Origin of the sequence: Streptomyces longispororuber (assembly GCF_024448165.1) — a bacterium.
Classification (GTDB): domain Bacteria; phylum Actinomycetota; class Actinomycetes; order Streptomycetales; family Streptomycetaceae; genus Streptomyces; species Streptomyces longispororuber_A.
On sequence record NZ_JAMOLN010000078.1, the window covers coordinates 1 to 17,113 of the forward strand.

The 17,113-nt window shown below is 73.7% G+C and carries 12 protein-coding genes; 6 read left to right on the forward strand and 6 right to left on the reverse strand.

What is annotated here, in order from left to right; translation table 11 throughout:
- Positions 1 to 690: PP2C family protein-serine/threonine phosphatase (locus tag M4J07_RS22045; RefSeq protein WP_255974551.1), on the forward strand; the 690-nt coding region annotated here is incomplete at its 5' end.
- 111 nt (positions 691 to 801) lie between these two features.
- Here the strand turns inward: M4J07_RS22045 and M4J07_RS22050 are convergent.
- Positions 802 to 1,704: a LysR family transcriptional regulator gene (locus M4J07_RS22050; RefSeq protein ID WP_255974553.1), complete on the reverse strand. Its 903-nt coding sequence runs from the start codon at positions 1,702 to 1,704 to the stop codon at positions 802 to 804.
- Between the two features lie 81 nt (positions 1,705 to 1,785).
- On the opposite strand from M4J07_RS22050, the gene M4J07_RS22055 reads away from it, so the two are divergent.
- The 3 genes from M4J07_RS22055 to M4J07_RS22065 all read left to right on the forward strand — a co-directional run bounded on the left by M4J07_RS22055 (position 1,786) and on the right by M4J07_RS22065 (position 4,068).
- Positions 1,786 to 3,003: an MFS transporter gene (locus M4J07_RS22055; protein ID WP_255974555.1), complete on the forward strand. Its 1,218-nt coding sequence runs from the start codon at positions 1,786 to 1,788 to the stop codon at positions 3,001 to 3,003.
- Between the two features lie 63 nt (positions 3,004 to 3,066).
- Positions 3,067 to 3,705, forward strand: a complete 639-nt coding sequence (locus M4J07_RS22060; protein WP_255974557.1) for an NAD(P)-dependent oxidoreductase — start codon at positions 3,067 to 3,069, stop codon at positions 3,703 to 3,705.
- A 60-nt stretch (positions 3,706 to 3,765) separates the two neighbouring features.
- Positions 3,766 to 4,068, forward strand: a complete 303-nt coding sequence (locus tag M4J07_RS22065; protein ID WP_374215066.1) for a DUF5133 domain-containing protein — start codon at positions 3,766 to 3,768, stop codon at positions 4,066 to 4,068.
- Here M4J07_RS22065 and M4J07_RS22070 read toward each other — a convergent pair.
- Positions 4,045 to 5,838: a coagulation factor 5/8 type domain-containing protein gene (locus M4J07_RS22070; RefSeq protein WP_255974559.1), complete on the reverse strand. Its 1,794-nt coding sequence runs from the start codon at positions 5,836 to 5,838 to the stop codon at positions 4,045 to 4,047. The two genes, M4J07_RS22065 and M4J07_RS22070, sit on opposite strands and share 24 nt — an antisense overlap.
- A gap of 290 nt (positions 5,839 to 6,128) precedes the next feature.
- On the opposite strand from M4J07_RS22070, the gene M4J07_RS22075 reads away from it, so the two are divergent.
- Positions 6,129 to 7,985: a discoidin domain-containing protein gene (locus tag M4J07_RS22075; protein ID WP_255974561.1), complete on the forward strand. Its 1,857-nt coding sequence runs from the start codon at positions 6,129 to 6,131 to the stop codon at positions 7,983 to 7,985.
- Between the two features lie 25 nt (positions 7,986 to 8,010).
- On the opposite strand, the gene M4J07_RS22080 is transcribed toward M4J07_RS22075, so the two are convergent.
- The gene (locus M4J07_RS22080; RefSeq protein WP_255974563.1) at positions 8,011 to 8,568 is read right to left on the reverse strand and encodes a DUF4232 domain-containing protein; all 558 of its coding nucleotides are present in this window, start codon (positions 8,566 to 8,568) and stop codon (positions 8,011 to 8,013) included.
- Between the two features lie 131 nt (positions 8,569 to 8,699).
- On the opposite strand from M4J07_RS22080, the gene M4J07_RS22085 reads away from it, so the two are divergent.
- Entirely contained in the window at positions 8,700 to 10,346 is a 1,647-nt protein-coding gene (locus M4J07_RS22085) for a glycoside hydrolase family 15 protein (RefSeq protein ID WP_255974565.1), read from the forward strand.
- Here M4J07_RS22085 and M4J07_RS22090 read toward each other — a convergent pair.
- The 3 genes from M4J07_RS22090 to M4J07_RS22100 all read right to left on the reverse strand — a co-directional run bounded on the left by M4J07_RS22090 (position 10,336) and on the right by M4J07_RS22100 (position 17,110).
- Positions 10,336 to 11,070, reverse strand: a complete 735-nt coding sequence (locus M4J07_RS22090) for a class I SAM-dependent methyltransferase (RefSeq protein WP_255974567.1) — start codon at positions 11,068 to 11,070, stop codon at positions 10,336 to 10,338. The genes M4J07_RS22085 and M4J07_RS22090 overlap by 11 nt on opposite strands.
- Before the next feature lie 7 nt (positions 11,071 to 11,077).
- Positions 11,078 to 15,376 carry an aminotransferase class I/II-fold pyridoxal phosphate-dependent enzyme gene (locus M4J07_RS22095; RefSeq protein ID WP_445276302.1) on the reverse strand — a complete coding sequence of 1,433 codons (4,299 nt, stop codon included), beginning with the start codon at positions 15,374 to 15,376 and terminating at the stop codon, positions 11,078 to 11,080.
- A gap of 105 nt (positions 15,377 to 15,481) precedes the next feature.
- On the reverse strand, positions 15,482 to 17,110 hold the full coding sequence (locus M4J07_RS22100; protein WP_255974569.1) for a right-handed parallel beta-helix repeat-containing protein: 1,629 nt from the start codon (positions 17,108 to 17,110) through the stop codon (positions 15,482 to 15,484).
- Positions 17,111 to 17,113: the final 3 nt, after the last annotated feature.

Genomic DNA, 17,113 nt, shown 5'->3' on the forward strand with positions numbered 1-17,113 from the left:
CCGCCGTCGGCCACCGCGCTTCCGGAAACCGTCGGCACCCTCAGCGTCAGCGCCCGCCGGATCACGCCGGGCGGCGCGTACGACGGTGGCGGCGACGTGCACGGCGTCGTCGACACGCCCTTCGGCACCCGGCTGCTCATCGGCGACGTGATGGGCAAGGGCCCCGAACTGTCCCGCACCGCCGACGCCTTGCTGCACGCCTGGCGCGAAACCGCCGCGCAGCAGCGGTCGTTGGAGGTCCTCGCCGTGCGGCTGCACACGCTCGTCGCGCACTCGGACGAGCCCGACCGGTTCATCACGGCGACCCTCGTCACCATCGCGCCGGACGGCTCCGCCGAACTCGTCTGCTGCGGCCATCCCCCGCCGCTTCTCATCCGCGGCGGCGGCGCGGTCCCGGCCGCGGTGCCCGCACCGGCGCCGCCGCTCGGACTGCTCGACCTCGCCCAGGGCTGGTGCGCGGCCCAGCCGATACCCAGGACCGCCTGGGACCGCATGCTCCTGCACACGGACGGCGTCACCGAGGCCCGGGACGCCACCGGCACCTTCTACCCGCTCGCCGAGCGCGCCGCCGAGATCAGCACGGTACCGCTCGCCTCCTTCACCGCCGGCCTCGCCGCCGACCTGCTGCACCACGCCCAGGGCCGCCTCCAGGACGACGCCTCGCTCCTCGCGGTGGAGGCGGCGGCCTAGGGGCTGTCGTCGAACTCCCGTCTGCCCCGCGGCGCCTGGCACGCACCAGACACCGCGGGGCCGCCCTTCGGGCGACGACGGGAGTTCGACGGCAGACCCCAGGGTCTGCCGTCAGGCTCCCGTCCGCCCCGCGGCGTCCGGCACGGAGTCCAGGAACGCCGCGGCGGCCGGCGAGCGACGCGTCTCGCTCCACACCAGGCGTTCCTCGCGCACGGGCCCGCCGGCCACCCGCACCACCGCGAGTCCCGGCAGCTGCGGCAGCAGCCGGGACGGCAGCAGCGCGATCCCGAGCCCGCCGCGCACCAGGTCGGCGAGGAACCCGAGGCCCTTGGCCTCGAACGCCACCTCGCGGCGCAACCCGGCGGCCTGGAACGCCTCGTCGCTCTGCAGCCGCGCCGCGAGCCCCGCGGGGAAGTCCACCCACTCCTCGCCGGCGAGCCGCTCCAGCGGCACCGGATCGCCGCCCGCCCGGCCCGCCAGCGGATGGTCGGGAGCGACCACCGCGACGTGCCGGTCGACCACCAGCGTCCGGCTGCCCAGCCCCGGATCGTCCGTGCGGAACGACGGCTGGACGCCCAGGAAGGCCAGATCGAGCTCGCCCTCCCGGACCCCGCGCACCAGCGCCTCGCTCATCCCGTCGACGAGCCGCATCGTCACCTGCGGATAGCGGTCGTGGTACGCCCGCATCAGGCCCGGCACGTCGACCGCCGTGACCGTGGCGATCGCCCCCATGGCCAGCCGGCCCCTGATCTCCCCGGTGGCCGCGGCGACTTCCGCCCTGGCCCGCTCCGCTGCTTCCAGCGCCTGCCGGGCCGCGGGCAGGAACGCCTCGCCCGCGGCGGTGAGCGCCACCCTGCGGCTGGTCCGCTCGAAGAGCCGCGCGCCGAGCTCCTTCTCCAGCTTCCCGATCTGATGGCTGAGCGCCGACTGCACGACCAGACACCGCTCGGCGGCCCGGGTGAACCCGCCGGTCTCGGCGACGGCGACGACATAGCGCATCTGCTGCAGCTCCATGCCGTCCATCGTGCTTCGCGATCGTTGGGATGACAAGGATGTGTTGGACTCATCGTTGGTGGTGGGCGCAGGCTGACTGCCATGACACAGACGGGAATTCGGCCGGGAACGGCCCAGCAGCAGCCGACGACTCCGAGCGGCGCCACCGACCCCCGCAGGAGCCTGCTCCTCCTCATGGCCGTCGCCACCGGCCTGTCCTGCGCCGGCAACTACGTGGCCCAGCCGCTGCTCGACCTGATCTCCCGGGACCTGCACCTCGGCAGCGTCCTCGCGGGCCTCATGGTCACCGCGTCGCAGGCCGGATACGCGCTCGGCCTGATGCTCCTGATCCCGCTCGGCGACGTGATGGACCGCCGCAGGCTCACCGTGCTGCTGTTCTCCGCCACCGCGCTCTTCCTCACCGTCTCCGCGCTGGCACCCAGCGGCCCCGTCCTCCTCGTGGGCACGGTCCTCGCCGCCCTCACCTCGGTCGGCGCCCAGGTCATCGTCGCCCACGCCGCCGCCCTCGCCTCCGCCGACACCCGCGGCCGGGTCGTCGCCGTCGTCATGTCGGGCGTCCTGCTCGGCGGACTGCTGGCCCGCACCGCCGCGGGCGGACTGTCCGAACTGGGCGGCTGGCGCACCGCGTACTGGGTCCTCGCCGTGCTCATGGCGGTCGCCGCCGTCGTCCTGCACCGCAAGCTGCCCCAGCTCGCGGTCACCGCGGAACTCCGCTACCCGGCCCTGCTCCGCTCCACGCTCGCCCTGCTGCGCGAGGAGCCGGTGCTGCGCCGCCGCGCCCTGCTCGGTGCCCTCTCTCTCGCCTCGTACAGCGTCCAGCTCACCGCGCTCACCTTCCTGCTGTCGGGCTCCCCCTACCACTGGTCCGCGCCCGCCATCGGCCTGTTCGGCCTGGTCGGAGCCGTGGGCGTGGTGACGATGACCTTCGCGGCCCGGCTCGGCGACCGCGGGCACGCACAGAAGGTCACCGGTGGCGGGGCCGCCCTGCTGGTCACCGGCTGGCTGCTGCTGCTCGCCGGGCAGAGCTCCCTGCTCTGGCTCGCGATCGGCGTCGTCGTCCTCAACGTCGGGCAGCAGGCCGTCCTCAACAGCAGCCAGACCGTGCTGTACGCACTGCGCCCCGAGGCCCGCAGCCGCATCAACTCCGCGTTCATGACGAGCTTCTTCCTCGGCGGCGCGATCGGTTCCGCGCTCGCCGCCGTCGTCTGGGCCGCCGCCGGCTGGACCGGCGTGAGCACCCTGGGCGCGGCCCTCGCCGCGGGCGCCCTCACCGTCTGGGCCTGGGAACGCACCCGCTGACCCCGGCCCCGTTGTCCCGCCCGATTCCCGTCGTCCCCCCATCGATCACAAGGAGCGTCACCCATGAACATCACCGTCTTCGGAGCCGCCGGAAACGTCGGACGTCGCGTCGTCGCCGAGGCACTCGCCCGCGGCCACCGGGTCACCGCGGTCGTCCGCGACCCGGCCCGCGCCACGGACCTGCCCGCAGGCGCCACGCCGCGGACCGGCGACGCCGCGGACCCGCGGTCCGTCGCCGCCCTCGCCGCGGGCCAGGACCTGGTCGTCTCCGCGACCCGCCCGGCACCCGGCAGAGAACCCGAACTCGTCGCCGCCACCGAGGCGTTGCTGAGCGGACTGCACGCCACCGGAGTGCGGCTGCTGCTCGTCGGCGGCGCCGCGGGCCTCACCGTGCCGGGCACCGGCACGAGCCTCGTCGACGCCCCCGGCTTCCCGGATCTCCTGCGGCCCATCGCCCTCGCCTGCAACGCACAGTACGAGGCCCTGCTTGCCACGGCCCGCGACGTCGACTGGGCCTACGCCGCGCCGGCGGCCGAACTGGAGCCGGGCGTGCGCACCGGGTCCTACCGGCTCGGCGCCGACGAACTGGTCGTCGACGCCGACGGCGTCTCGGCGATCTCCATGGAGGACTTCGCGCTGGCCCTGCTCGACGAGGCCGAGCGGCCCAAGCACCACCGGGCCCGGTTCACCGCGGCGTACTGAACGCCCCGCCCGCCCCGCCTGTCCGACGGCCTGTTTGACCTCGGGCAGGAGGGGCAGCCGGTGGGGGACCGCACCGGCCCCGACGAGAAGGAGCCCGTATCCATGCTGCTGGCCCACCCCGCCGTGCTGACCGATCTGGTCCGCCAGTACGAGACGCTCAGCACGCTCGACGCGGCGGGCGGCCGCCCGGACGCCAGGCGCCGCATGGCGGACATCGCCTACTCGCTCTGCGTCGCCACCGGCACCGGTGACGTCGACGCGGCCCTCGTCGCGGCCCGGCACCGGCTGCCCGGCGCGCGGGTCCACGACGACTCGCTGATCAGGGCGCGGCCCCGGCCGTCAGGGGTACGACACCACCGTTGACGGCACGGTCGAGGTGCCCGACGTGGCGGCCCCGATGTCGTTGACGACGTGCTCGTACTGGCCCTGGCCGCCCAGGGACACGACCAGCAGGTCGTGGAACTTCACCCCGGGCGTGTTCGGTGCGGCGAACCCGTGTCCCTGGACGATCGTCGGGTCCACGTTGTAGTAGCAGTACGAGCCGAGTCCCCAGCCCTCGTGCGTCGTCACGGAGTCGGCGACCTTGTAGGCGGCGAAGCCCTTGGTGTTCCCGTTCTGGATCGCCGCCTGGTTCGGCGCGTCGTACGCCTTCTCGTTCTGGAAGAAGATCGTGCGCCCGCGCTCGCCGTTCCACTGCACGTCGTACTTGTTGAAGTGCTCCACGAACAGGCCCGTGGCGAGCACGTCGTCGCCGTTGACGACGACGCCGTAGTCGGCGCGGTTGGTCTCCCAGCCGACGCCGTCGCCGTGGTCGGCGCGCCACACCCAGGTGTGGTCGACGATGGTGTGCCGTGCGTTGATCACCATGCTGGTGGTCGCCTTGCCCGCGCCCGCGCCGCCGATCCGCACGAAGACGTCCTGCACGGTGATCGGGTCGGCGGAGTGGTCGGCGGAGGCGCCCTGCGGGCCGACCTCGATCAGGGTGGCGGAGTTGACGGTCCCCGCGTCGACGAGGAACCCGGCGAGCCGCACCCCGTCCACGTCGGCGACCTGCACCGCGGTCGCCCCGCCGTCCGGCACGAGGGTCGCGTAGCCGAGGCCGAGGACGACCGTGCCCGCCCGGTCCACCCGGACCGGCGCGTCCAGGTGGTAGACGCCGGGCGTCAGCAGGAGGTGGAGGCCCTGGCCGAGCGCCGCGTTGAGGGTGGCGGCGCTGTCGCCGGGCTTGGCCACGTAGAACTGGTCCAGCGGGAGCGAGGTGCCGCGCGGGGTGCCGTTGCCCCAGGTCGTGCCGCGGGCGTTCGTCCGCTTCTCCGGCAGGAAGACCTTGTAGTCGGCGCCGTCCAGGTACAGGAAGGGCTTCTCGCGGGAGACCGGCGTCGTGTCGAGGGTGGTGTACGGCGGGTCGGGGAAGCTCTGCGCGGGAGCGCCCTCGACACCGGAGAAGACCATGTTCCAGACGGCGTTGAGCCAGCCGCCCACCGACGAGTCGCGGGTGTACCACTGCTGCTGCGAGTACGGTCCGACGCTGCCGTCGATGCGGCTGTCGGCGATGTAGCCGCCGCTGGCCCAGCCGTAGCCGTCGGGCGAGAGGTTGAGTCCGCCACGCACGTGCATCCGGCGGAACGGGGCGGCCTGGGCGACCGCCCACCGGTTGGTCCCGTTCACCGGGACCAGCGCCAGGTTCTCCGCCGAACGCCAGAAGTTCTGCGTGGCGTTGCCGTTGAACCAGCCCGCGTCGACCGTCACGTCCCCGTTGATCGTGGTGTCGTCGGGGGAGAGGCCGAGCCCGGATATCGAGGTGTAGAAGCCCAGTTGGGCGTTGAGCCCGTTGTAGGTGCCGGGCTTGAAGAGCAGCTGGTAGCGGCCGGCGCCGAACTGCGCCGACTCCTGCTGCTTGAAGACCTCGTCCAGCTTGGCCTGGATGCCGGGTGTGGACGGGTCGAACACGATCACGTTGGGGCCGAGGTCGCCGCCGCCGGCCAGCGCCTTGCGGGGCTTGGCGGCGGCGGGCGCCGCGGGCGCGGCCGACGCGGTGGCCGCGCCGAGGGCGGGCAGGACCGCGGACGCGGCGGCCGCGCCGAGGACTCGGCGTCGGGACAGTCGGGACAGGGGCGTGGGGAGGTGGGGCACAGCGGCTCTCCTGGTTCATGAAGTGAACGAGTGGGGGTGTGGGAGCGCTCTCCTGGCGACGCATGCTTCAGGTGTGTGAATCGAGCGTCAAGAGTTGTGACGGAAGTTCGCGAGAATCCAGGGGACTGAGTGTCAATAAATCGCCCGTAACGGCCAGTTGGGACTTCAGGAAGTTATGGAAAGCGATTTCTTCGCCCTCGCCCCACCGGCCCCCGTTGACACGCGAGGGGCCGCCCTCTACGTTCCGCCACCGGAGCGCTCTCCTTCCGTCACGTCGTGAAGGAGACGCCATGCGCCGCCCCCTCCTCCTGCTCAGCATCACCGCGACCCTGGCCGCCCTGGCCACCTCACTCGCCCCTCCGGCCGCCGCGGCGGCCCCCGACTGGAACACCGACCTGGCGGCGGCCGCGTACGCCGCCGACCCCGCGTCCGTCACCGCGTCCGGCAGCGAGAACGCCGCCACCGGACCCGGTGAGGCGGTCGACGCCGACCCGGACTCCCGCTGGTCCAGCGAGAGTTCGGACTCGGCATGGCTGCGCGTCGACCTCGGCGCGACCGTGCGCGTCGACCGCGTGACCCTCGACTGGGAGGCCGCCTACGGCAAGCAGTACGTCCTGGAGGTCTCGAAGAACGGCACCGACTGGCAGCCCTTCTACACGGAGGACGCCGGCACCGGCGGCAGCGTCACCGCGCACACCTACCCGCAGGAGGTGACCGGCCGCTACGTCCGCCTGCGCGGCGTCGAACGCGCCACGCCCTACGGGTACTCCCTGTACTCGTTCAAGGTCTACGGCGGCACGCCCGCCCCCGCCTCGACGACCCGCACCAACCTCGCCCTGCACCACCCCGCGTACAGCAACTACTACCAACACGCCGGGAACTCACCGGCGTTCGTCACCGACGGCGGCAGACCCGCCGACCTCAAGGCCGACCAGAGCCGCTGGTCGAGCGACTGGAACGCGGACCGCTGGGTCGCCGTCGACCTGGGCGCGACCTCGACCATCGACACCGTCGACCTGTACTGGGAGGCCGCCTACGCCGTCGACTACGAACTCCAGGTGTCCGACGACAACAGGACCTGGCGCACCGTGTACCGGCCGAGCGCCGACGACGTGGCCGCCCGGCGCGCCGACATCAAGTCCCCGGGCGAGGCGGCCGGCCGCCGCGACACCGTGAAGCTGCCCACCCCCGCCACCGGCCGCTACGTCCGCATGCTCGGCAAGGAGCGCCGCTCCTTCTACAACCCGGCCCCGGCCACCGCCCAGTTCGGCTACTCCCTCTACGAGTTCGAGGTGTGGGGCACCGGGGGAAGCGCGGACGCCGCCTACCCGGCGCTGCCGGGCGAGCAGTCGGGGGCGTACCGCACGACGTTCTTCGACGACTTCACCGGTGGCGCGCTCGACCGCGCCAAGTGGCGGGTGGTCAGGACCGGTTCGGAGATGGGGCCGGTCAACGGCGAGTCCCAGGCGTACGTCGACTCCACCGACACCGTCCGCACGGAGAACGGCAGCCTGGTCCTCGCCGCGAAGTACTGCAAGGGCTGCACGCAGGCGGGTGGTGGCACCTACGACTTCACGTCGGGGCGCATCGACACCCACACCAAGCTCGACTTCCGGTACGGGAAGGTGAGCGCGCGGATGAAACTGCCGGTGGGGGACGGGTTCTGGCCTGCCTTCTGGCTGCTCGGCAGCGACGTCGACGACCCGTCCGTGTCCTGGCCGGCCTCCGGCGAGACGGACATCATGGAGAACATCGGCTACGGCGACTGGACCAGCACCTCGCTGCACGGCCCCGGCTACTCGGCCGACGGCAACATCGGCGCGCTCCAGCACTATCCCGACGGCGGCCGCGCCGACCAGTGGCACACCTACGCGGTGGAGTGGACGCCGACCGGGATGCGCTTCACCGTCGACGACAAGCTCGTGCAGTACACCTCCCGCACCAAGCTGGAGTCCACGCGCGGCCAGTGGGTCTTCGACCACGACCAGTACCTGATCCTCAACCTCGCGCTCGGCGGCGCCTACCCGGCCGGCTGGAACAAGGTCACCCAGCCGTACTGGGGCCTGCCGCAGTCCAGCGTCGACGCGGTCGCCCGCGGCGGCGTGCGGGCGGACGTCGACTGGGTGCGCGTGGAGCAGAAGGGCTGACGGGACCGGACGGGGCCGGGTGGGGTCAGACGGCGAGCTTGCCCTGGCCGCTGACCTGCTCGGCGAGGACCTGCTCGGCCCGTGCCGGTGACGACTGCCAGAGCGTCGTCACCGGCTCCCACACCTGGACCCCGGCCGGGGCGCCGAGGTTCAGCGCGGGGAAGCGGCGGCCGTCGTGGTCGGGGACCGCGGAGACCGTCACGTACATGACGGTGCGGGCCTCCTTCGCGGCGTCGGCGGAGTCGGAGACCGAGCGGACGGCCGCGTACGCGGTGTCGTGCGCGCCCAGGGTGTACCCGCCGTGCGGCACCGTCGGCAGCGGCAGTGCCGCGCCGTCCAGATCGCCGTACACGACGGTCGGGACCCGGTCGACGAGGCAGGCCTTCGCCGCGTCGTTGCGCACGCTGAGGTCCAGGACGCCCTCGGTGTCGTCGGAGAGCCCGGCCCGCACGGTCAGGTCCTTCTCGGCGCACCGTGGCAGCGCCGCGGGGGTGGCGTCGGCCGCCGCCCAGGAGGCGGGGACGGCGAGGGCGGTCAGGGCGAGAGCGGCCACCGTGGCCGCCGTGACGTGACGAGCGCGCATCCGAGGTCCTCTGTCCGTGGTCGTGGGCTGTGCCCGTACTGCGGAAGCAGCAAGAAGAAATTCTGCCGCAATACGGACAAATGAGCCTATCCTGAAAGTGCGGCTCTGTGTACGGCGGCGTAGTTCCGATCATGGATCTCCGTATCGAGGACCACGCCCTTCTCGGGGACCTGGAGACTGCCGCGCTGGTCGGCAGGGACGGGTCCGTCGACTGGCTGTGCCTGCCCCGTTTCGACTCGCCCGCCGCCTGTGCCGCGCTCGTCGGCACCCCGGCCAACGGCTCCTGGCGGCTCGCTCCCCGCGCCGTCGGCGCCCGCGCGCACCGCGCCTACCGCCCCGGCACCCTCGTCCTGGACACCGTCTGGCAGACACCGGACGGCGCGGTGCGGATCACCGACTTCATGCCACCGCGCGCCACCCGCCCCTGCCTGGTCCGCCGGGTCGAGGGGATCCGGGGCGCCGTCCCGGTGCGCAGCGTGCTGCGGCTCCGCTTCCACCAGGGGCGGATCGTGCCCTGGCTGCGCTCCGTGGGGCCGTGCACGGTCGCCGTCGCCGGACCCGACGCGGTGTGGGTGCGCGCCGACGGTCCCGCCCACGAGTCCCTCGATCCGGCCACCGGCACCGCCACCCTCGACACCGTCCTCGCCCCCGGCCAGCGCTGCGCCCTCACCCTGGTCTGGGCCCCCTCCCACCTGGCCGAACCCCCGGCCGAGCTGACCGTGCCGGCGCAGACGCTGCTCAAGGAGACCGTCGCCTTCTGGCGGCGCTGGTCCGCGCGGTGCGCGTACGAGGGGCCCTGGCGGCCGGCCGTGCTGCGGTCCCTGATCACGTGGAAGGCGCTCACCCACGCCCCGACGGGCGCCGTGCTCACCGCGGCCACGACGTCGGTGCCCCACGGGCCGGACGGCGAGCACGACGGCGACGGCCGCAGCTGCGGGCTCGACGGCTTCGGGCCCGCCCTCGGCACCCTGCTGCGCTGCGGGCTGCGGACCGAGGCGACCCACCGCCTCGACTGGCTGCTGCGAGCCGCCGCGGGCGACCCCGGCGGACTGCAGGCGGTCTACGGGATCGCGGGGGAGCGGCGGCTGCGGCAGACCGACGCGGCCTGGTTCGGCGGGCGGCCGGTGCGGTTCGGCGACGCGACGGCCGGCCGGTTCCGCTTCGCGGCCTACGGCGAGGTCCTGGACGCCCTCCGGGTGGCGCTCGACGCCGGGCTGCCGATGCCGGGGCTGGGGTCGGGCCGGTTCGTGGCGGATCTGACCCGGACCGTCGAGCCGGCCTGGCGGCGCCCAGTGGTACGGGTGCCCGCCGACGAGGCCCTCATGGCGTGGGTGGCCGTGGACCGCGGCCTGCGCATGGCCCGGGAGCTCGACCGGCGCGACGACACGACGCCGTGGAGCGCGCTGCGCGCGGAGATCCGCGGCCACCTGGAGGCCCTCGGGGCCCTGCCCCGCGGGACCGCCCTGCGGATGGCCGACGTGGGCTTCCATCCCGCCTCCCACCCGCGCGTGCGCGCGGCCCTCGACGGCCCCCGAGGTGCCGCGCCGCCGGTGACCGAGGAGCTGCGGCGCATCCGGGTGCTGGCCGGCCTCGGCCGTCGTGGCGCGGCACGGGCCGCGTTCGAGCGGGTCCTCGCCGCCCGCAGCGACGTGGGACTGCTCGCCGAGCGCTGGGACCCCGGCACCGGGCGACGCCTCGGGAACGCACCGAGCGCCCCGGCCCAGCTCGCCCTCGTCACGACGGCGCTCGCCCTGGACGAACCCCGGCTCACCGGGTGACGGCCGACAGGAGCACCATGCCGGAGTCCCCGTAGTCCGGCAGCGTCGGGTCCGCGTCGATCCGCGTCACCGTCAGCTCCCTCGTCAGGGGCGCGAAGACGGAGCGTACGGCCGGCACGTCCACCGGACAGCCCGGCCAGACGGTCGTCCCGCCGATCCGGTACGTCGGCATGTTCTCCATGAACGCGGCGATCAGCCGCCCGCCGGGCGCGACACAGCGGGCGAAGCACGTGCACAGCGCCCCGAACTCGTCGAGGTCCTCCGTGACGCCCTCCGCGACGAAGTTCATCGACGCGAGCCCGTACCGGCCCGGCACCAGCGCACGCACGTCGCCGTGGACCACCCGTACATGGGCGAGCGCGCCGGCCGGGGAGGCGGGCAGCCGCGGATCGAGCTTCCGGGCCAGCGCGTGGAAGGGGCCCCAGCTCGGATCGGGGCCCTGCGTCAACTGCCGCCTGAGATAAGCCACGTTGGCTGCCCCGGCCTCCACCGCGTCGACCCGTCGGCAGACCGCGGCGCCCAGCATCAGCGGGTACAGATTGGGCCCGGCCCCGAACTCCACCGCCCGCTGCACCGCGCCCGCCGGCAGGCTCAGGTAGCAGGCGCTGTGGTGGGCCAGGACGGCCGCGTCCGAGGGGTGCAGCTCGCGGTAGTTCTCGGCGAGATAGGCGTCGACGGGCCAGCCGTCCCAGTCCACGTCGTCGTTGAACGTCGGCCCCGGCACGGCCCGTTCACTTCCGCACCCGCATCGGGAACCGCTCCTTGAGGCGGGTCAGCGTCGCGTTCAGCCGGTCGATGTCCTCGTCGGAGTTGAGCGCCGTGAGCTGGATGCGGAACCCTACCCGGTCGTGCGGCACCAGCGGATACGCCGCCACCGTCACGTAGATCCCGCTGTCCCACAGGAAGCGGGCCACCGCGTCCACGTCCGACGCCTGGCCCAACGGGATCTCGACGATGGGCAGTTCGTCGCGGTTGAGGGTCTCCAGGCCGAGCGCGTGCACATGGTCGAGGACCCGTTTCGTCCGGGCGTGGAGGTCGGCCCGGATCGCGTCGCCGCGCCGCTCGTTCACCTCGAGCCCCGCCAGCGCCGTCGCCAGCGACGCGGTGGGCGAGGGCCCCGAGTACAGGTAGGGCGCCGCCGACGTCTTGAGGTGGTCCTTCAGCCAGGTCGGCAGCGCCAGGAAGGCCAGCAGCGAGGAGTATGCCTTGGAGAAGCCGCCGACCAGCACGATCCCGTCGTACGTCTCCCCGAGGTGCCGTACGACGCCGTTGCCGCGGGAGCCGTACGGGCACGGCTCCGTGGCCCCGCGCTCCCCGATCACGCCGAAGCCGTGCGTGTCGTCGATGTAGAGGGTCGCCTCGAACGACCGGCACAGCCGGGCCAGGCCCGGCAGGTCGGGCAGGTTGCCGCTCATGCTGTTGACGCCGTCGAGACAGACGAGCCGGGACACGCCCGCCGGCACCGAGCGCAGCAGCGACTCCAGTTCGTCGGGCCGCTCCGCGTGGAAGCGGTGCAGTGTCGCGCCCTGTCCGCGCGCCGCGACACAGCCGTCGTAGACCGTGCGGTGCGCGGTGGCCTCCACGAACACCTGGCCCTGGCCCGCCAGGACCGGGATCACCGAAGCGTGGATGAGGGTCGCCGTCGGCAGCAGCAGCGTGTCCGGCGCGCCCAGCAGGTCCGCGAGCCGCTCCTCGATGTCCGGGTACAGCCGCGGACTGCCCAGCAGCCGGGACCAGCTGGGGTGGGTGCCCCACCGCTCGACCGCCGGGCCGATCGCCGCCATGATCTCCGGATCCCGGTCGAACCCGAGGTAGTTGCAGGACGCGAAGTCGATCAGCCAGTGGTCTCCGCTGCGGATGTGCCGGCCGCGCACCTCGTCGAGGACGGCGTCGCTCATCGGGTTGGTGCGGCGCAGCCGCTCCAGGTCGCCCCAGCGCGGATCGCGCCGCACTCCCGGGGGCTCGGGTGCCGCATCGCTCATGGCCGTCGTCTCCTTCGGTGCGGGGCGGTCGAGCAGCGTCAGGGCGTGCTCGGGGGTGAGCGGGCGGGCGAAGAGGAAGCCCTGCCCGAACCGGCAGCCCATCCCGGCCAGCAGCGTGCGCTGCGCCGGGTCCTCGATGCCCTCGGCGATGACCGAGAGGCCGAGGGTGCGGGCGATCCGCACGATGCCCTCGACCAGCGCCACCTGCCGGGTGTCGGACGTGATGTCGTCGATGAACGACTTGTCGATCTTCAGGACGTCGATGGGGAACTCGCGCAGGTACCCGAGGCTGGAGAAGCCCGTGCCGAAGTCGTCGACGGCGATCCGCACCCCGAGGTCCTTCACCTCCTGCACGACCGTGTCGATCTGCTGGTCGCGGCGCATCAACACGGTTTCCGTGAGCTCCAGCTGGAGCGATCCGGGGGCGAGGCCCGGAGTGTCGAGCGCGGCCCGCACCTGGTCGACGAAGTCGGCCTCGCGGAACTGCCGCGCCGATACGTTCACGCTGACGTACGGCGGCGCGGCGGGCGTCACGGCCTGCAGCCGGGCGGCGCCCGCCGTCGCGTTGCGCAGCACCCACGCGCCCAGCGACGCGATGTGCCCGGTCTCCTCGGCGAGCGCCACGAACTGCTCGGGCGGCACCGTCCCGCGCGGGTCGTCGGGCCAGCGCACCAGCGCCTCGAAGCCGACGACCTGGTCCGTCGCGAGGTCCACGACCGGCTGGTAGCGCAGTGCGAACGCGCCCTCGCCGACCACCGTGTCCAGCCGGGCCTGCAACTCGTGGCGGCGCACCACGCGCTCGTGCAGCGGCGGCTTGAAGCGGCGCCACTGCCGCTTGCCCGCCGCCTTCGCCGCGTACAGGGCGAGATCCGCGTGCTGCAGGAGCTCGTCGGCGTTGGAACTGTCCAGGGCGGTGGCCACCCCGATGCTCGCGGACACGCTCACCGCGTCCTCCAGGAGCCGGATCGGCCGGCTCAGGGTCTGCAGCACCTGCGCCGCGAGGAGCTCCGCGTCGACCGGGTCGCGGGCGTCCTCCATCAGCACGGCGAACTCGTCGCCGCCGAGCCGCGCCGCCGTGTCCGAGCGGCGCAGCGACGCCGAGAGCCGCTCACCGACCGCCATCAGGAGCAGGTCCCCCGCCGGGTGCCCGAGGGTGTCGTTGACCAGCTTGAAGTCGTCCAGGTCGATGAAGAGCAGACAGGTCAGATGGGATTCGCGGCGGCTGCGCAGCAGCGCCCGCTCCACCCGTTCGAGCAGCAGCGTCCGATTGGGCAGTCCGGTCAGCGCGTCGTGGAAGGCCCGCTGCGTCAACTCGTGCTCCAGCTGCCGCTGTTCGGTGACGTCCCGGAGCGTGACCACGATCCCGTTGACCGTCGGGTCGTCCCGCAGGTCGCTGCACCGCACCTCCACCTCGGTGCGTCCGTCCTCCTGCGTGACCCACCAGTGGTCGTGGGTCTCCGGTGCCCCCTCGGCGCGCAGCGCCTCCAGGGCCTGCGTGGCCCGCTCCCGGTCGCGCGGGCCCACCAGGTCGGGCAGCACGGCCCCGACGGGCTGCGCACCGCGGAAGACGGCGTGCGCGGACGGGCTCGCGTACCGGACGGTGTTGTCCTCGTCGACGATCAGGATCACGTCGGAGGCATTGCGCACCAGCGTGCGGAAGTACGCCTCGCTCTCCCGGCGGATGATCTCCTGGCGCAGCGCGATCCGTTCCATCGCCAGTCCCGCGTGCGCGGCCAGGCTCTCCAGCGGTCCCTGGATCTCACCCAGCCGCTTCGGCGGCCCGGCCGCGACCAGCACACCCGGCAGATCGCCGCCGGGCGGCCGGTCGGCGGGCACCATCGGGCAGGCCAGCGCGGTCGGCAGGCCTCGCAGCCGGGCCGCGGCGGAGGGTTCCAGCTCGTCGACCGGCATCAGCCGGGTCGCATCGTGCAGGCCGCGCGACTCGGCGTCGTTGATCACCGGCAGCAGGACCGACGCGTGCGCGACGCCCGGGCCGAGCAGGGCGCTCACCGCGGTGTCGCAGGCCGCGGCGATGTCCTGCGGATGCACGGCCGACACCAGGGACGCGGTGGCGGTGCGCAGCGCGAGCTCGCGCGCCACCGCCTTGCGGTGCGCGACCACCATCCCGCCGAGCCGCAGCAGCACCAGCAGGAACAGCACGGCGCTGAACGCGGCGATGACCGCACCGTCGTGCGCGGTGCCCGACAGCGCCTCGTGCAGCAGGATCGCCGGCGCGATCAGCGTCGCGACGCCCAGCATCACCACCCGCAGGCGCGGCGGCAGCAGCGACGGCTCGCGCGGCTGCTGCGCCGTGAGCTCCACCATCGACGGGTGCAGCGCGGCCAGGCCCCACGCGGTGTAGAACACGACCCAGCCGGTGTCCAGCAGCGTGCCCGCCTGCCATGCGCCGTTGAGCTGGAGGATGCCGTACGCGATGTCGAAGCAGAGCAGCGTCAGGGTGCCGGCCACCAGGAGCTGCACCGAACGGTTGCCGCGCGGACCGGGGCCCGACGCGAGGAGCCGCGCGAGCAGCGCCAGGACCAGGACGTCGCCGAGCGGGTACGCGACGCTGATGGCGCGCTGCTGCCACGTCATGTCGTCGGCGAGGGTGAGCGGCTGCACGAGGAACACCCAGACCGGCAGCGCCAGCCCCGCCGTGAGGATCATCGCGTCGAGCACCGCGGGCAGGTCGCGCCCGGCCCACCGGTAGCGCACGAGCCCGAACAGGCCGACCGCGAACAGCGGATACGTGAGGAGGTAGAAGGCGTCGGACGGGGAGGGGAACGGGTTGGAGGCGGCGAAGTACTGCTCCTGCACGTTGTAGTACGTGTCGCCGAACGAGAAGGCCAGCAGGGCGCCGGCCAGGAAGTACCAGGGCCAGCGGTGCGCGGGCCGGTACATCCGCACCCCGGCGAGGACCGCGACGACGGACGCGAAGCCGATCGCCGCCCACACGGGCGCGTGCATCGCGGGGACGATGAGGTAGACGGCGGTGGCGGCCGCCACGAGGACGGCATAGAGGGCCATCAGCCGATGTGCTCGCAGCAATGGCACGCGCCTCCCTGCGTCGGGGACACCGGGCGGCGTGCAAGGCATCGAGCCTGGGCCTCGCTCCTCAAACGATCGTAGGCACGCGCACGGGCACCCTGCATCTCAGCGCGGTACGACCCCTCCGACCTGCGGCGCGGCACCGAAGGACCGGCCGAACCAGTCGGTCCCCCCGGCCGGGGGCGCACCGTCCGGCAGCGGCAGGTCGACGCCCTGCCCGGCGAGCGCGTCGCACGTGGGCACGACCCGCGGCGCGTCGTCGGGCGACGCGATGCGCGGCAGCTCGCCACCGGCCAGACACGGGTCGACGTCGAGCCCGACGGCCCCGCCGCCGTGCATCTCCTGCCCGGTGGCCGCCTGCCACGCGGCGAGCGAGCCGTACTGCTCGGCGCCCCAGTGCACCTGCCAATCACCCTTCGCCGAGCGGTAGTTGTTGCCCTGGAGCGCGACGTTCGAGGGGCCGAGGCCCGGGTCGGCGACGACCAGCGGGACGTCTCCGGTCACCAGCAGGTTGTTGCGCACCACCACGCCCCGCTCACCGGACTGCAGGCGCAGCGCGGGCCCGGCGCCGGCCGGCGAGCGCGACAGGACCACCGTGTTCTGCACGACGGCCAGGTCGCGGATGTCCTCGCCGTACACGGCGATCGCACCGTGCCCGGGCAGCGCGCGGCCGTCGTCGGCGCTGATGTTGTGGCTGATCGTGTTGCGCAGGTGCGCCCCGTTGACCCAGCGCTGGTACGCGTAGAAGCCGGGACCGTCGTTGTCGAACGCCAGGTTCCCGCGCAGCGCCGAGTCCGACACGTTCGAGTCGAGCCCGAAGCCCGCGCCGTCGACGGCCGAACCGGTGTGGTTGCGGTAGGCGAGGCTGTGCTCGACCACGACGCGGGTGGCGTCGTACGCCCACACGCCGACCGGGCCCTCCGGCGCGTCGCTCGCGGCGCGGGCCCCGTTGTCGTGGGCGGCGACGTGCCGCAGCGTCGCACCGCGCACCGAGCCGACGACGATGCCGTCCCCGGTGTGCCGGTCGTGCGCCCGGGGATCGCCGGGATTGCCGTACGCCGTCACCGAGTCGAGGGTGAGGTCCGCGTGCGCGTACACCGGTCGGGCGGGCTTGAAGCCGGGGCCGTACGCCAGGAAGCCCGCGTCGGTGTTGCCGTGCAGGGCCGCCCGGCGGACGGCGACGTCACGGAAGCCGACGCCGTGTGCGGACGCGCCGACCGCGACGCCGACCCGGAAGCCGGCCACGTCGACGTCGGAGACGCTGACTCCGGCGGGCCGGTCGCCGCCGTCCAGGTCGCTGTAGAGGTTCAGGCCGGCGTCGCGCGCGCGAGAGGTGCCCGAGCCGCGCAGCTCCAGGTCCCGCACCTGCACGCCTCCGGTGTCGTACACGGAGACGGCGGGTCCCGCGGGGGAGTCGATCGTGGCGCGGCCCGAGCCGAACGACCCGAGGACGACCGGACGGCCGGCGTCCCCGGCGTCCTTCGGTCCGACGGTCACCGAGCCCGTGAAGCGCGCCCCGCCCTCCAGCAGCAGCCGGTCACCGGGCGCGAGGCCCGCCCGGTCGGCCCGGTCCAGGGTGCGCCAGGCCGTTCCCGGGGACGTACCGGCGGCGCCGTCGTCCCCGTCCCGGGCCACGTAGTACGTGTGCGCGGGCGGCACGTAGTGCGGGGTGGCCGCGCACCCGGCCGCCACCACGGCCAGGCCCACCGTCACGGCGAGCGCCGCGCCGCGCATCGC

Excerpts from the sequence above, each read along its gene's own strand:
- M4J07_RS22050 (WP_255974553.1), bottom strand. The coding sequence starts at position 1,704 with ATGGAGCTGCAGCAGATGCGCTATGTCGTCGCCGTCGCCGAGACCGGC.
- M4J07_RS22055 (WP_255974555.1), top strand. The coding sequence starts at position 1,786 with ATGACACAGACGGGAATTCGGCCGGGAACGGCCCAGCAGCAGCCGACG.
- M4J07_RS22060 (WP_255974557.1), top strand. The coding sequence starts at position 3,067 with ATGAACATCACCGTCTTCGGAGCCGCCGGAAACGTCGGACGTCGCGTC.
- M4J07_RS22075 (WP_255974561.1), top strand. The coding sequence starts at position 6,129 with ATGCGCCGCCCCCTCCTCCTGCTCAGCATCACCGCGACCCTGGCCGCC.
- M4J07_RS22080 (WP_255974563.1), bottom strand. The coding sequence starts at position 8,568 with ATGCGCGCTCGTCACGTCACGGCGGCCACGGTGGCCGCTCTCGCCCTG.
- M4J07_RS22085 (WP_255974565.1), top strand. The coding sequence starts at position 8,700 with ATGGATCTCCGTATCGAGGACCACGCCCTTCTCGGGGACCTGGAGACT.
- M4J07_RS22100 (WP_255974569.1), bottom strand. The coding sequence starts at position 17,110 with ATGCGCGGCGCGGCGCTCGCCGTGACGGTGGGCCTGGCCGTGGTGGCG.